The 14,718-nt window shown below is 72.4% G+C and carries 12 protein-coding genes and 1 pseudogene; 9 read left to right on the top strand and 4 right to left on the bottom strand.

Annotation, left to right across the window (positions count from 1 at the left end; genetic code table 11):
* Nucleotides 1-37 precede the first annotated feature (37 nt).
* Entirely contained in the window at nucleotides 38-802 is a 765-nt protein-coding gene (locus AB0K14_RS27605) for a DUF998 domain-containing protein (protein WP_360449498.1), read from the top strand.
* On the opposite strand, the gene AB0K14_RS27600 is transcribed toward AB0K14_RS27605, so the two are convergent.
* Nucleotides 769-2,391, bottom strand: a complete 1,623-nt coding sequence (locus tag AB0K14_RS27600) for an AMP-dependent synthetase/ligase (RefSeq protein ID WP_360449501.1) — start codon at nucleotides 2,389-2,391, stop codon at nucleotides 769-771. The genes AB0K14_RS27605 and AB0K14_RS27600 overlap by 34 nt on opposite strands.
* A 45-nt stretch (nucleotides 2,392-2,436) precedes the next feature.
* Between AB0K14_RS27600 and AB0K14_RS27595 the strand changes: the two genes are divergently transcribed.
* The 6 genes from AB0K14_RS27595 to AB0K14_RS27570 all read left to right on the top strand — a co-directional run bounded on the left by AB0K14_RS27595 (nucleotide 2,437) and on the right by AB0K14_RS27570 (nucleotide 10,281).
* A complete protein-coding gene (locus AB0K14_RS27595; protein WP_360449504.1) occupies nucleotides 2,437-2,985 on the top strand; it encodes a TetR/AcrR family transcriptional regulator in 549 nt (182 codons plus the stop codon).
* Between the two features lie 4 nt (nucleotides 2,986-2,989).
* Nucleotides 2,990-3,397, top strand: a complete 408-nt coding sequence (locus tag AB0K14_RS27590) for a hypothetical protein (protein WP_360449507.1) — start codon at nucleotides 2,990-2,992, stop codon at nucleotides 3,395-3,397.
* 99 nt (nucleotides 3,398-3,496) lie between these two features.
* Complete coding sequence (locus AB0K14_RS27585; RefSeq protein WP_360449510.1) at nucleotides 3,497-3,883, top strand: hypothetical protein; 387 nt, start codon at nucleotides 3,497-3,499, stop codon at nucleotides 3,881-3,883.
* A 116-nt stretch (nucleotides 3,884-3,999) separates the two neighbouring features.
* Complete coding sequence (locus AB0K14_RS27580) at nucleotides 4,000-5,427, top strand: cellulase family glycosylhydrolase (RefSeq protein WP_360449512.1); 1,428 nt, start codon at nucleotides 4,000-4,002, stop codon at nucleotides 5,425-5,427.
* Between the two features lie 278 nt (nucleotides 5,428-5,705).
* Nucleotides 5,706-8,927: a DUF4082 domain-containing protein gene (locus AB0K14_RS27575; RefSeq protein WP_360449515.1), complete on the top strand. Its 3,222-nt coding sequence runs from the start codon at nucleotides 5,706-5,708 to the stop codon at nucleotides 8,925-8,927.
* A gap of 88 nt (nucleotides 8,928-9,015) precedes the next feature.
* Nucleotides 9,016-10,281 (top strand): tetratricopeptide repeat protein, encoded by a 1,266-nt coding sequence (locus AB0K14_RS27570; protein ID WP_360449518.1) that lies wholly within the window; start codon nucleotides 9,016-9,018, stop codon nucleotides 10,279-10,281.
* Between the two features lie 311 nt (nucleotides 10,282-10,592).
* On the opposite strand, the gene AB0K14_RS27565 is transcribed toward AB0K14_RS27570, so the two are convergent.
* From AB0K14_RS27565 to AB0K14_RS27555, 3 genes are read right to left on the bottom strand one after another with little or no spacing between them, the layout of a single operon-like run.
* Nucleotides 10,593-12,071: a glutamate-cysteine ligase family protein gene (locus AB0K14_RS27565; RefSeq protein WP_360449521.1), complete on the bottom strand. Its 1,479-nt coding sequence runs from the start codon at nucleotides 12,069-12,071 to the stop codon at nucleotides 10,593-10,595.
* A 22-nt stretch (nucleotides 12,072-12,093) separates the two neighbouring features.
* Nucleotides 12,094-12,753: a 4'-phosphopantetheinyl transferase superfamily protein gene (locus AB0K14_RS27560; protein WP_360449524.1), complete on the bottom strand. Its 660-nt coding sequence runs from the start codon at nucleotides 12,751-12,753 to the stop codon at nucleotides 12,094-12,096.
* A complete protein-coding gene (locus AB0K14_RS27555) occupies nucleotides 12,750-13,595 on the bottom strand; it encodes a metallophosphoesterase (RefSeq protein ID WP_360449527.1) in 846 nt (281 codons plus the stop codon). Before AB0K14_RS27555 ends, AB0K14_RS27560 begins: the two co-directional genes overlap by 4 nt.
* Nucleotides 13,596-14,016: 421 nt before the next feature.
* Between AB0K14_RS27555 and AB0K14_RS27550 the strand changes: the two are divergent.
* Together AB0K14_RS27550 and AB0K14_RS27545 are read left to right on the top strand one after the other, a co-directional pair.
* A pseudogene (locus tag AB0K14_RS27550) lies at nucleotides 14,017-14,349 on the top strand (transposase); the annotation flags it as partial.
* Nucleotides 14,350-14,460: 111 nt separating this feature from the next.
* On the top strand, nucleotides 14,461-14,712 hold the full coding sequence (locus AB0K14_RS27545) for a hypothetical protein (RefSeq protein ID WP_360449529.1): 252 nt from the start codon (nucleotides 14,461-14,463) through the stop codon (nucleotides 14,710-14,712).
* The last annotated feature ends 6 nt before the right edge of the window (nucleotides 14,713-14,718 follow it).

Below are 14,718 nucleotides of genomic sequence, written 5' to 3'. Positions count from 1 at the left end.
CGGAACAACGTGGTGGTCGCCGTCCGTTCTGTCCGTTGTGCTGACCGCTGAGCCCACCCCGACCCGTTCCCCGGCCCGCTTCGTCGCCCTCGGGGGCGCTGTCGCCGTGCTGCTGACCGTCGCCCTCGTCGGCGGGATGGACCTCTACCGGCTCGGCGAGTCGGGCAGACACCTGCGCCGCACCATCAGCGAGTACGCCCTCGGGCCGCAGCGCTGGGTGTTCGACACAGCCGTGCTGCTGCTGGTGGCCGGGTCGGTCGCGATCCTCGCCGTGCTGGTGCGGCGCGGGGTGGCGAAGTGGAACTCGGTGGGCGCGGTGGCGTTCGCGGCGTGGTCGGTCGGGTTGACGCTGGTGGTGGTCTTCCCGAAGAACGACTGGGCGCTCGGCCCGAGCACGAGCGGCAGCATCCACCGCTTCGGCAGCCTGGTCGCGTTCGTCGCCCTGCCGATCGCCGCGACGCTGCTGGCCCGGCCGTGGCGGCGCGACCCGGTGTGGGGCGCGCACGCCCGCCGGACGTTCCGGCTCGGCCTGCTGTCGGCCCTGGCGTTCACGCCGATCCTGTACGCGATCGGCGTGAACGCGGTCGTCGGCACCTCGTGGTGGCGGGTGTTCCCGCTCGGGTACGTGGAGCGGGTGCTGGTGCTCACCGAGGTGCTGGCGGTGCTGGTGGCCGGCGCGTGGGCGATTGCGGCGGCCCAGCGACCCGTCAAGGCGCCCGAAGCCCAGGAGCTCGAAGCCCGGGAACCCGGGGTTCAGGAGCCCTGGGTTCAGGAGTACAGGCCGTCCAACACGTCCCGGTAGCGGGTCTCGATCTCCTTGCGGCGCATCTTCAGGCTCGCGGTGAGGGTGCCGTCGTCCACCGAGAAGTCCTCCGGCAGCACGGCGAAGGACTTGATCGTCTCGTGCCGGGCCAGCTTGGCGTTGGCGGCCTCGACGGCCCGGCCCACCTCGGCGTCCGCGTCGAGGTCGGCGGGCGCGAGGTCGGGGTCGATGGTGACCAGCGCGACGCAGTACTTGCGGCCGTCGCCGTGCACGAGCACGTTGCCGATGTACGGGCTGTTGGCCTTGACCAGGCCCTCCACCGCCTGCGGCGCCACGTACTTGCCGCCGGAGGTCTTGATCAGCTCCTTCTTGCGGTCGGTGATGCGCAACCGGCCCGCCTCGTCCAGCTCGCCGATGTCGCCGGTGTGCAGCCAGCCGTTCTGAAGCGTCTCGGCGGTCTCCTCGGGCAGGCCGCGGTAGCCGCGCATGATCCCGCGACCGCCGATCAGCACCTCGCCGTCGTCGGCGATGCGGACCTCGGTGCCGACCAGCGGCTTGCCGACCGTGCCGAGCTTGTTCGCACCGGGCCGGTTCACGAACGACGCGGCCGACGACTCGGTCAGGCCGTAGCCCTCCAGGATCGTGATGCCCGCGCGGTCGAAGAACTCGCCGACCGGCCGCGACAGCGGCGCCGAGCCGGACACGAAGTACTTGATCCGGCCGCCGACCCGGTCGCGCAGCTTGCTGAACACCAGCTTGTCGGCGATCTTGCGGCGCAGCGCCCACTCCGGGTGCTCGGCCACGGTCAACGCCCAGTCGAACAGCTTCGCCTTCACCCCGCCCGCCTCGCGCATCGACGCGACGACCCGCTGGTGGATCTTCTCGAAGATGCGCGGCGCGGCGGCCACCACGGTCGGCCGCAGCTCCAGCAGGTTGGCCGCGATCCGGTCCACATCGCCGTCCACCGCGGTGGGCACGCCGGTCGCGAGCATGCCGACCTGGAGCACCTTGCCGAACGCGTGGGACATCGGCAGCCACAGGAAGTGCAGGTCCTGCGGGGTCAGCACGCCCAGCTCGCGGATCGCCTCGGCGGTGTAGAGCCAGTTGTCGTGGGTCAGCTCGACGCCCTTGGGCGTGCCGGTGGTGCCGGAGGTGTAGATCAGCGTGGCCAGCCGGTCCGGCGTCAGCTCGTCCACCATCGCGTCGTAGTCGCCCTCCCCGTCCGAGCCGGGCACCGGGTCGGGCTCCCAGTCGGGCGTGACGACCTTCGCGTCGACCTTGCCCGCCAGCTCGGGGTCGGCGACGACGAGCACGCTCTCGGAGTCGCGGACGATGTGCGCGACGACGTCCGGCGTGCTGCTGGGGTAGATGGTCGTCGTCACGCCGCCCGCGGCCAGCACGGCCAGGTCGGTGAGGATCCAGTCCACGCTGGTCGCCGCCATGATCGCGACCCTGGCCTCGTCGCGCACGCCGAGCCCGCGGAACCCCAGCGCCCGCCTGCGCACGTGCTCGCCGACCTCGGCCCAGGTCAACGACGTCCACGTGTCGCCGGTGCGGTGGCGCATGGCCTCGGCGTCCGGGGTCTCGCGCACGCGTTCGCGCAGCAGATCGGGGATGGAATGGGCCACGGTGACCTCCTGGGGAGCGACGCTCTAGAGCGGTACTCTAACCCCATGGGATCGACTGGTCGGCGAGCCGTGCTGGACGCGGCGCTCGCGCTGGTCGACGAAGGAGGGCTGGACGCGGTCACGATCAGCGCGCTGACCGCCCGTTCCGGGGTGTCCAACGGCAGCGTCTACCACCACTTCGGCAGCCGGGCGGGTCTGTTCTCGGTGCTGTACGGGGAGAGCTTCGCGCACTGCGTCGCCGCGATGGTCCCGGCGCTGGACGCCGGTGACGCGCAGCGGGCCGTGCGGGCGGTGGTGGCGCGGTACCTCGGGTGGGTCGCCGAGCACCCCGGCCGGGCCCGGTTCCTCTACGCCGCGCCGGCCACCGCCGACCCGGTGGTGAAGGCGGAGGTGTTCGAGCCGGTCGCGCGCTGGTTCGCGGTGCGGATGGCGGCGGGTGAGGTCCGCGAGATCCCCTTGTGGGCACTGGATCCGGTGGTGATGGGTCCCGCGCACGAGTGCGCCCGGCGTCACCTGATGGGCGCGCTCGACCTGGCCGCGGCCACCGATGTGGTCGGTGATGCGGTGTGGGCGGCCGTCGCGCCCGTAGGGTGATCGCATGGCCACTTGGGGCGACCTCGCCGCATACGTGCACGACACCTATGACGTGATCGCGGAGAACGAGGACGAGATCCGGATCCTGTTCAACTTCGAGCAGTTCGACGAGGACGACGAGCGGACCCAGGTGGTCATCCTGGTCCGCGAGGTGCTCGACAAGCTGCACGAGTGGGTGCAGATCGCGTCGCCGATCGGGCTGGCGGCGAACGTCGACCTGCACGCGTTCCTCACCGAGGTCGGCAACTCGACCATCGCGTGCGGCGCGGCGATCATGGGTGACCACGTGGTGCTGCGGCACTCGTTGCCGTTGGTGGACCTGGACATCCACGAGTTCACCGAGCCGCTGGCGCTGCTCGCCGGCACGGCGGACCGGCTGGAGGAGACGTTCTTCGGTGGGGACGACTACTGATGCGGGAATGAGCACTGGTGCTAGGTTAGCCTTACCTAAGTGCGAGGAAGGGCTCACCGCGTGTCCACACGGCCTGTGTCTGTAGCCGGGTACGAGTGCATGACCGTCCAGGTGCGTGCGGGTCTGGGTGAACGACGGCTGGTCGCGGCCGTGCGGTCCCTGTTCGTGCGGCACGAGGTGTTGCGGGCCGACGGTGTCACGGCCGAGTCGTGCGTCCACCGGGTGGTGCTGCCGCCGGGTCTGGTGCCGTTCGCCGCCGTGCAGGACGTGCCCGGTCGGGCGCCCCTGCGGGTCGTGTGGTTCGACGGTGGCGCGGTGGGTCGGATCGTGCTGGCCGTGCGGCGTGACGTGCTGGTCGGGCTCCCGTGGCACGTGCTGCTGCCGGGTCTGGTGTCGGCGTGGAGCGCGAGCACCCACCTCCGGGTGCGTCGGCCGGTGCCGGTGTCGGGGCTGCCGGTGGCCAAGCTGCCGGTGTCGACGCCCTGAATCGTTGACACGTGGTGCCCGGGGGTGCTGTGATCCACGCGACAGATAGGAAACTTTCCTAACTGAGCCGCCGCCAGCGTGTTCCACCTCACCCCGTGACCCGTGGGAGGCACCCTGTGGCACCCCGATGGCCCGTACTCACCCTGCTCGCGCCGCTCGTCGCGGCCGTCTTCACCGTGCCGACGGCCTCGGCGGACGTCGGCGCGGCGGCCGTCACCGAGCACCAGGCGGAGAGCGCGACGATCTCCGACGGCCTGGTCGAGTCCAACCACGCGGGCTACACCGGCAACGGCTTCGTCAACTACGACAACGAGTCCGGCTCGTACGTCGAGTTCACCGTGACCGCCGCGACGGCCGGCCCCGCGACCCTGTCCTTCCGGTACGCCAACGGCACCACCGCCAACCGGCCGACGAGCGTCACGGTCAACGGCGGCGGCACGGCCGGCATCACGTTCCCCGGCACCGGCGCGTGGTCGACCTGGGGCACCGGCTCCACGACCGCGTCGTTGGCCGCCGGCGCGAACCGCGTGCGCGTCACCGCGACCACCGCCAACGGCGGCCCGAACCTCGACCGGCTCACCGTCGACACCGGCACGGTCGGCGCGGGTCGGCCCGCCGACGTCAACGGGCAGCTGCGCGTGTGCGGCGTGAAGCTGTGCAACCAGTACGGGAAGCCGATCCAGCTGCGCGGCATGAGCACGCACGGCATCCAGTGGTACGCCCAGTGCGTGAAGCCCGCGTCGCTGGACGCGTTGGCGGGCGACTGGGGCGCCGACGTCCTGCGGATCTCGATGTACGTGCAGGAGGGCGGGTACGAGACCGACCCCCGCCGGTTCACCGACCTGGTGCACGGCTACATCGAGGAGGCGACCCGGCGCGGCATGTACGCGCTGGTCGACTGGCACCAGCTCGACCCGGGCGACCCGAACGCGAACATCTCGTCGGCCCGCACGTTCTTCACCGAGGTCGCGCAGCGCCACCGGGACAAGACCAACATCATCTACGACATCGCGAACGAGCCGAACGGCGTGTCGTGGGCGGGGATCAAGTCCTACGCCGAGCAGATGATCCCGGTGATCCGGGCGCAGGACCCCGACGGCGTGGTGTTCGTCGGCACGCACGGCTGGGGATCGCTCGGCATCTCCGACGGGCGCAGCGAGCAGGACATCATCGCCAACCCGATCAACGCCACGAACTTCATGTACACCTTCCACTTCTACGCGGCGTCGCACCAGGACGAGTACTTCGCCGCGTTGCAGCGGGCGGCGGCGCGGCTGCCGATCTTCGTGACCGAGTTCGGCACGCAGACCTACACCGGCGACGGCGGCAACGACTTCGCCTACAGCCAGAAGTACCTGGACTTCCTGGCCGCGAACAAGATCGGCTGGACGAACTGGAACTTCTCCGACGACTTCCGCTCGGGCGCGGTGTTCAAGGAGGGGACGTGCGCCGGTTCCACGTTCACCGGCACGGGTGTGCTCAAGCCGGCGGGCGTCTGGATCCGCGACCGGATGCGGACGCCCGACGACTTCCCGACCAGCTGAGGGTTGCCACCCGTCGGCGGCACCGGGCGCCGGTCCGCCGCGATGCGGTGCCGCCGACGCGGTGGACCAACCCCCTTGCACCACCAGGACCACGGCCCGTGAGCAGTAGGTCTACGCGGTAACGACGTCGTGCCGGGCCCCGATCACCGGCGTGACCGGGGCCGTCCGAGGCCCCGCGACACCGGGCGGGCCGAATGTTCCCCACCGACACGGCAAGGCGCAGGGCCGGCACGGCGACGGCCCGGGTGTTCGCGGTAGCCGTCCTCATCCTCGCGCTGGTGGTCGCTCCGACCACGTGGCGCGCACCGACGGCGGTCGCCGCGACGGCGACCGCGTTCACCGACGTGCCGGAGACGGCGACGGTCGGCGCGCGGTACACCTTCTCCGGCACCGTCACCGACGAGAGCCCGGTGGCCGGCGTCGAGGTGTCGACCGACGCGGGCGCGACGTGGGACGCGGCCACGTGGCAGACCGGGCGGACGACGTGGAGCCACACGTTCACGCCGTCGGCGTCCGGCACCGCGCAGCTGCACGTCCGCGCGCTGGACGCGGCGCTCGGCACCGTCGACGAGGCGTCCGCGCAGACGTCGGTCGCCGCCAGGGTCTGCCCGTGCGGCCTGTGGTCCGACGCCGACGTGCCGTCGACGGTCGAGGCGGCCGACAGCACGGCCGTGGAGCTGGGCGTGAAGTGGCGGTCGACGTACGACGGCCACGTGCGGGGCGTGCGGTTCTACAAAGGACCGAACAACACCGGCACGCACACCGGTTCCCTGTGGACCGCCCACGGGGTGCGGCTGGCGACCGGCACGTTCCGCGGCGAGACGGCCGGCGGCTGGCAGACCCTCGTCTTCCCGGAACCCGTCGCGGTCACCCGCGACACCACCTACGTCGCCTCCTACTTCGTCCCGGCCGGGCGCTACTCGTACGACCACGGGTACTTCGACCGGTCCTCGCGCTACCTGGAGCCGCTGACCGGGCTCCAGACCGGGGTCGACGGCCCCAACGGCGTGTTCCGCGCGGGCGGCGGTTTCCCCGACACCGCCTCCGCCGCCACGAACTACTGGGTCGACGTGGTGTGGGCGCCGGAGCCGGGCGCGGACACCAGGGTGCCCGACCTGGTCCGCACCGGGCCGGTCGACGGCGCCGGCAGCGTCGCCCTGTCCGAGGCCGTGACGGCCGTCTTCGACGAGCCGGCCGCACCGGAGTCCGTTGAGTTCACGCTCACCGGCCCGGAGGGCCCGGTCGACGGGGGACCCTCGCAGTCCGGCACCGGGCGGACGGTCCACTTCCAGCCGCACCGCCCGTTGGCCGCGGGCACGACGTTCACCGCGTCGGTGCGCGTCAGCGACGCCGCCGGCAACCGGACCGACGCGCACACCTGGCGGTTCACCACCGGCACGCCGCGCGCGGCCGGGTGCCCCTGCACGCTGTGGGACGACTTCACCACCCCGGCCGTCACCGCCGTGCCCGACGGGCAGCCGGTCGAGCTCGGGGTCAGGGTCCGGTTCGCGGGCCGGGGCGAGGTGCTCGGCGTGCGGTTCTACAAGGGCGAGGGGAACACCGGCACCCACACCGGCTCGCTCTGGACGTCCGCGGGAGTGCTGCTGGCCACCGGCACGTTCACCGACGAGACGACGACCGGGTGGCAGGCGCTGACGTTCGCCGCGCCGGTGCCGGTCCAGGCCGCGACCACCTACCTGGTGTCCTACTACGCACCCCACGGCCGATACGCGGCCACCCAGCGGCACTTCGAGGCGCAGCCGACGACCCACGGCCCGATCACCGCGCCCGGTGACGGCGCGAACGGCGTGTTCCGCTACGGCGGCGGCTTCCCGAGCGCCGGCCACCTCGCGTCCAACTACTGGGTGGACGTGGTGTACCGCAACGGCCTCGACGGCGACCACACCCGACCCACCCTCGACACCCGCACGCCCGGACCGGACGCGACCGACGTGCCGCTGGAGGGTGCGCTGACGCTCGGGTTCAGCGAACCGGTCGACCCGGACTCGGCCGTCGTCACGCTGGCCGACGGCGCGGGCGCGCTGCTGCACGGCACGTCGGCGTTCTCGGCCGACCGCAGGACCCTGACCTGGATGCCGAACGGTCGGCTCGCACCGGGCACCCGGTACTCGGCCCGCGTCGAGGCGGCCGACGTCAACGGCAACACCCTGGAGTCCGCGGCCACCTGGACGATCACCACCCGGGCCGCGGCGGCCTGCCCCTGCTCGCTGTTCAGCACCGCGACCGTGCCGCGCACCCCGTCCGCGAACGACGACGGCTGGTACGAGTTGGGCGTCCGCTTCGCCACGACCCGCGGCGGCTGGGTGAACGGCGTGCGGTTCTACAAGGGCGAGGGCAACACCGGCACCCACACCGGCTCGCTGTGGACGTCCGCCGGCGTGCGGGTCGCGACCGGCACGTTCACCGACGAGACCGCCACGGGCTGGCAGACGCTCGTGTTCGCCGAACCGGTGCCCATCGCCGCCGACACGACCTACGTGGCCTCCTACACCGCGCCCAACGGGCACTACGCGGCCGACCACGAGTACTTCACCCGCCGCGGCCCGGTCGTCTCGGCGCCGTTGAGCACGGTCACGGTCGGCACGGCGGGCGTGTTCGCCCCGGGCGGCGGTTTCCCCCACCGGTCGCACCTGGGCAGCAACTACTGGGTGGACGTCGACTTCACGCCGTCCACCGACACGGCGCCGCCGGCGCACACCGGGCACACGCCGACCGACGGCGCCGGGGACGTCCCGCTGGACGGCGCGCTCACCGCCACCTACGACGAGCGGGTGAGCGCGGTGGGCACGACCTTCGGCGTGGTGGACTCCCGCGGCGTCACCATGCGGGGTTCGCTCACCCGCGCCGACGGCGACCGCACGCTGGTCTGGACGCCGGCCGCACCGCTGGTCCGGGGCACCACGTACACCGCGACCGCGCGGGCGGTCGACGTCTTCGGGAACGCGGCGACCGAGGCCGTCACGTGGTCCTACACCACCGGGAACCCGCCGTGCCCCTGCTCGTTGTTCAGCGAGGCCGCGGTGCCGGAGGTGCTGGAGGGCTCCTACTTCGGTGGCGCGGGCATCGGCGTCAAGTTCGTCCCCGCCGTCGACGGCTTCGTGACCGGGGTGAAGTACCACAAGTCGCGGGCCAACGGCGGCACGCACACCGCCGCGCTGTCGTTGCCGGACAACACCACCCTGGCCACCGGGACGTTCACCGCGGAAACCGAGTCGGGCTGGCAGCGGATGACCTTCGCCACCCCGGTTCCGGTCACCGCGGGCACCACCTACCTCGCCTGGTACACCACCTTGCAGGGCCGCCAGTCCGAGACGCGGGACTACTTCCGGTCCGGTGGCGTCACCACCCCGCAGCTGACCGCGCCCGGCGGCCCCGGCTCGCCCAACGGGATGTTCGGCCGCATCCAGGGCTACCCCGACTTCCCGCGGACCGCGGACAACCACAACTACTGGGTCGACGTCGTCTTCACGACGGCCTGACCGATCGGAGGACCACGGCGACGCGGGGTGCGGCGGACACCGGTGGTGCGGGAGCATCGGTGGGGGACGCGACATCCGGGGGGCGCACGTGCGGGACAAGTCGGGCAGCGGTGACACGGCGGCGGTGGTCGGTTTCGGGGTGGCCGCGGCGCGCGGCGGCAACACCGAGGAGGCGGAGGTCTGGTACCGCGCCGCCGCCGACCGCGGTGACGTCGACGGCATGAACCTGTTGGCGCTGGCCTGCGAGGGGCGCGGCGCGCTCGCCGAGGCCACGCGCTGGTACGCCCGCGCGGCGGGCGAGGGCGACACGGTCGCGATGCACGGCCTGGCCCGTCTCGCCCGGCAGGACGGACGCCTGGACGACGCCGAGCGCTGGTACCGGGAAGCCGCCGAACGCGGTGACCAGGAGGCCATGATGGCGTTGGCCGACCTGATCTCGGCGGCGGACCGGTCGGGTGACGACGAGTGGTACCGCCGTGCCGCCGAGTCGGGCAACCCGCGGGCCCTCGCGGTGATCAGCACCCGGCTGCGGGCCAGGGGTGAGACCGACGAGGCGGAGCGGTGGTTGCGCCGGGCCGTGGAGACGACCGGTGAGCCGTTCTTCATGGCTGAGCTCGGCTCGGTGCTCGCGGGACGTGGTGCGGTGGACGAGGCGGAGACGTGGCACCGGCGTGCCGCCGAGGCCGGTGACGTCGACGCGATGGCCGGGCTGGGCGCGGTGCTGGTCGTCGCGGGTCGGGCGGCCGAGGCCGAGGAGTGGTACCGGAAGGCGGCCGGCGCCGGTCGGACGTCCGCCATGGCCGACCTCGCGGTGCTGTTGGTGCACCGGGGCGAGACCGCCGAGGCCGAGATCTGGCTGGAGCGGGCGTCGAACGCGGGCGGGGTGGAGGTGGACCACGACCTGTGGGCCTCGCTGCCGCCCCTGGATCCCGCTGCCCTCGGCCGCCTGCGACGTGACGCCGCCACCCGCCGCCGGGTGCTCGTCGTGCTGGGCGCCCTGGCCCGGCGGCGCGACGACCTCGACGAGGCCGAGGACTGCTTCCGGCGTGCCGCGGACGCGGGTGACACGCAGGCGATGTACGAGTTGGGGATGCTGCTGACGCGGTGGGGGAGTGCGAGCACCCGTGCCTCGGCCCACCGCCCGGGCCGGCGGGTCGAGCCGTCGTCGGAGCGGGCGGAGACCTGGTTCCGCCGGGCGGCCGAGGGCGGCCACCCGGACGCGATGTTCAGCCTGTCCGCGCTGCACAAGGGGCTTGCGGAGGGCGAGCGGTGGTGGAACCGCGCCGTCGAAGCCCGGCAGGCCGACGCCATGAAGGCACTGACCGCCCTGCAATCACCACCTGACCACCCCTGACCCCGACCCCGGCCGCGCACGCCCCACCTGACCGCGTGCCACCTGACCGCGCACCACCTGACCGCGCGCCACCTGGCCAGTCACCGCCCGCCCGGCTGCTCACCGCCCGACCGCGCACCGACCGACCATTCGCCGCCCGGCTGCTCACCGCCCGGCCACTCACCGCCCAACCGCGTACCGCCCGGCCACTCACCACCCGGCCACTCACGGCCCGGCCGGCCGCGCACCACCCGACTCGAATGCTTCGCAGGGGTCCTCGCCCAGGGGACCCCTGCTTTTATTCTGCCGGCGGGGTCCGACAATTTCCGGCGTCAGGACACCGGCCAGGTGTGCACGGGTTCGTTGCTGTGCATCAGGTCCCGGTACGTGCGCAGCATCCGGCGCAACGCCTCGGGCCGGTCCAGGGCGGTGTGGTCGTAGTGGCGGTGGAACGAACGCGCCTGCCACGTCGCGCCGTTCACGCCGGTCAGGCAGCGCTGCTCGATCACACCAAGCAGGCGGTCGCGTTCGGCCGCCTCGACCTTCATCCGCACCAAGCCCTCGTGCGCCATCGGCAGCAGGCGGCGCAGCACCAGTTCCGCCACCGGCACCGTGCCCAGACCCGGCCAGTACACCTGCGCGTCGATCCCCGCCCGCGCGCCCGAGGTGAAGTTCTCCTCCGCCGCGCTGAACGACATCTGCGACCACAGCGGCCGCTCCTCCTCGGCCAGCACGCGCACCAGGCCGTAGTAGAACGCGCCGTTGGCCAGCATGTCGACCACCGTCGGCCCGGCCGGCAGGGTCCGGTTCTCCACCCGCAGGTGCGGCTGGTCGCGCACCACGTCGTACACCGGCCGGTTCCAGCGGTAGACGGTGCCGTTGTGCAGCCGCAGCTCCGCCAACGACGGCGTGTCCCCGCGCTCCAGCACCTGCAACGGGTCCTCCTCGTCGCAGATCGGCAGCAACGCCGGGAAGTACCGCACGTTCTCCTCGAACAGGTCGAAGATCGACGTGATCCACCGCTCCCCGAACCACACCCGCGGCCGGACGCCCTGCTCCTTCAGCTCGTCGCTGCGCGTGTCCGTGGCCTGCTGGAACAACGCGATCCGGGTCTCCCGCCACAGTTCCTTGCCCATCAGGAACGGCGAGTTGGCGCCGATGGCGACCTGGACCCCCGCGATGGCCTGCGCCGCGTTCCAGTACGCCGCGAAGTCCTCGGGCGAGACCTGGAGGTGGAACTGCGTGCTCGTGCACGCGCCCTCCGGCACGATCGAGTCCGCCGTCATCTGCAACCGCTCGACCCCGCTGATCGCGATCTGCAGGTCCTCGCCCCGCGCGGCCAGCACCTGCTCGTTCAGCAGCGCGTACCGGGGGTTGCCCGACAGCGCGCTCACCGCCAGGTGCTTGGGCTGCAACGTCGGCAGGATCCCGATCATCACCATGTGCGCGTCCACGCCGCGGGCCTTGTGCTCGGCCTCGTTCAGCGATCGGCGCACGACCTCCTCGAACTCGGTGATCCCGCCGCCGGTCAGCAGCCGGGGCGCGACGTTGATCTCCAGGTTCCACTGGCCGAGCTCGGTCACGAAGTCCGGGTCGGCGATGGCCTCCAGCGCCTCGGCGTTGCGCATCGCCGGGTCGCCCGCGTCGTCGACCAGGTTGAGCTCGATCTCCAACCCGGTCGTCGGCCGGTCGAACTCGAACCGCGACTCGCGCAGCATCCGGGCGAACACGTCCAGGCAGCGGCGCACCTTGGTGCGGTACCGCGTCCGGTCATCGCGGGTGAACTCCTGTCGCCCGACGTCGTCGCCCATACCGCCGCCTCCCCAACCCCGATCAGCGCGCGGGTACCGCGATCGCGGTGACCACAAACCCCTCCCGGGCCAGCCAGCGACCGGTGAACCCGTCCAGCGGCACGCCGTGCACCACCGGCGGCTCGATGAGGATCCGCGCGGTGAACGTGCCGTCGTCCGGGTTGATGGTCACCTCCGCATCCTCGAACCCCAGCCACGTCCGCGCCAGCGGGAACCATGCCTTGTACACCGTCTCCTTCGCGCTGAACAGCAGCCGGTCCCACGCCACCTTGTCGCCGGCCGCCCCCAGCTCGACCATCCTGGCCAGCTCGCCGGGCACCGCGATCGCCTTCAGCACCCCGTCGGGGGTCGGCTCGTTCGGTTCGGCGTCGATCCCGATGGTCCACACCTCGGACGTGCGGGCGACGGCCGCGGCGCGGTAGCCCTTGCAGTGCGTGATGCTGCCCACGACCCCGTCGGGCCAGGTCGGCTCGCGCTTCGGACCGGGCAGCAGCGGCGCGGGCGGGAACCCCAGGCCGGCCAGCGCCGTGCGCGCGCAGTGCCGACCGGTGGTGAACTCCCTGCGCCTCTTGTCCACCGCCCGGGCGATGTGCTCTTCCTCCTCGGGGAACAACACCACCCCGTCGGGGTCGCCGAACGACTCGAACGCGGACACCGGCGGCGCGAGCAGGTCGGTGATCATCGCGCGTCCCCCTCGCGCAGCACGTCCAGCAGCGGCGCCGCGGTCCAGCCGCGTGGCTGCCACTCGCGCGGGTAGCCCAGCGACACCTCGTCGAAGCGGACGCCGTCCTTGCGGATCGTGCGCGGGATGTGCAGGTGGCCGTAGACCATTGCCGCGGCGCGGAACCGCAGGTGCCAGTCAGCGGTCCGCTCCGTGCCGCACCACAGGGCGAATTCGGGGTACCGCAGCACGAACGTGGGATCACGGACGAGTGGCCAGTGGTTGATCAGCACGGTGCGCAACGAAGGGTCCACGGCGCGCAACCGGCGTTCGGTCTCCTCGATCCGCGCCGCGCACCACGCCTCACGGCTCGGGTACGGGTCGAAGTGCAGGAAGTACTCGTCGGTGCAGATGACACCGGCCTCCTGGGCGGCGGCGAGCGCGGACGCCTTGTCCGTGGTGCCCGCCGGGCGGAACGTGTAGTCGTAGAGCGTGAACAGCGGCGCCACCGCCACCGGCCCGCCCTGGCCCTCGAACACCGCGAACTCGTCCTCGGGCGTGAGCACGTCGATGCTCCGGCACAGCTCCACCAGCTGCTTGTAGCGCACCTCGCCGCGCGCCTGCGCCGGGTCGTCCTTCGTGGTCCACAGCTCGTGGTTGCCCGGCGACCACACGACCCGGGCGAACCGGCCGCGCAGCACGCCCAGCGCCCACTCCACGTCGTCGAACCTCTCCGCCACGTCACCCGCCACGATCAGCCAGTCGTCGGGCGAGCGCGGCCGGATCCCCTCGACGAAGTCGCGGTTCTGCTGATAGGTCACGTGCAGGTCGCTGGTGGCGAGGAGACGCGGCGGCGTGGTCACGCTTTCGAGCGTATCCGTGGTCGGCAGCCTCCGGGGAGTGACGACCGCTCATCCGCTCGTCGCTCCTGCGTTGCCGTTCGGCGGAGTTCGGGTGGCCGCGTGACGCTGGACCACTCCCGTTCGTCGCGCGTTCCCTTACCAGGGGGCTTCGGTGTTCCTAGCGTGATGGGCATCACGACAGTCCTGGGCGGAGGACCTGATGACCAACTACGTACGACCAGCGCAGCCGTTCGGTCGAACGGTGGGCGCGGAGATCGCCCGCCAGGTGCAACAGCACTCGCACCCCGCGGTCGCTCCCAGGCGCACGGACGACGCCGCCCTGGCCATGTTGCTGCGCGCCCGCCAGCGCGGCGACGCCCAGCGGCAGGAGCCGTGGGTGCGCCGGGCGCCGGAAGCGCCTCCCCGTCCGCCGCACGCCGACGTGATCGAGCAACTGGCCGTGCGCCTGGTGCCGCCGTCGCTGTGGGCGGTGGTGGAGCCGCTGCTCCCACCCGCGAAGGTGCGTCGCCAGGGCGGCGGCCGGGGCCGGGTGTCGGACCGGGCCATCTTCACCGCGATCGTGTTCGTCCTGACCAGCGGTTGCGCTTGGCGGCACCTGCCGCCGACGTTCGGCGTGACCGTGCCGACCGTGCACCGCCGGTTCCAGGAGTGGAGCGAGGCGGGGCTGTGGCTGCGGCTGCGGCGGGTGGCGATGGAAGGCGCGGCGACCGACGCCGAGTGGTTGCGGCTGGTGTTGGAAGCAGCGGAACGACGCGGCGCGCGCGCCGCTGGTTGAGCTCAACGGGAACGACGGTGGCAACGCGGACGTCCCACGAAGTGAACCGGGACGTCCGCTGCGCCGTTCGTCCCTATGGAGGTGTAGTTCATGAAGGAGCTGTCCAGACGTGAGATCGCCCTGCTGAGGGCGACCGTCGCGAACCGGGTCGACCTGACCCGCAGCGCCGAGCCGGACGTGCGGGTGGACGGTCTGCCGTTCTGCGACCCGACCACGGCGCGTGCGCTCGTGCACGCCGGGTTGATCGAGGCGGCGAGCCCGGTCGCGCCGGGTGACCGCGCACCCGCCCGCCTCACGGCCGCCGGCGCCGCGGCCCTGGGACTGGCGGTCCTCGCGGCCTGACCGACG

Source organism: Actinosynnema sp. NPDC050801 (genome assembly GCF_040673975.1).
GTDB lineage: Bacteria > Actinomycetota > Actinomycetes > Mycobacteriales > Pseudonocardiaceae > Actinosynnema.
The sequence above is the reverse complement of the archived record's forward strand: the minus strand, read 5'-3'. Positions and strand labels throughout refer to the sequence as shown.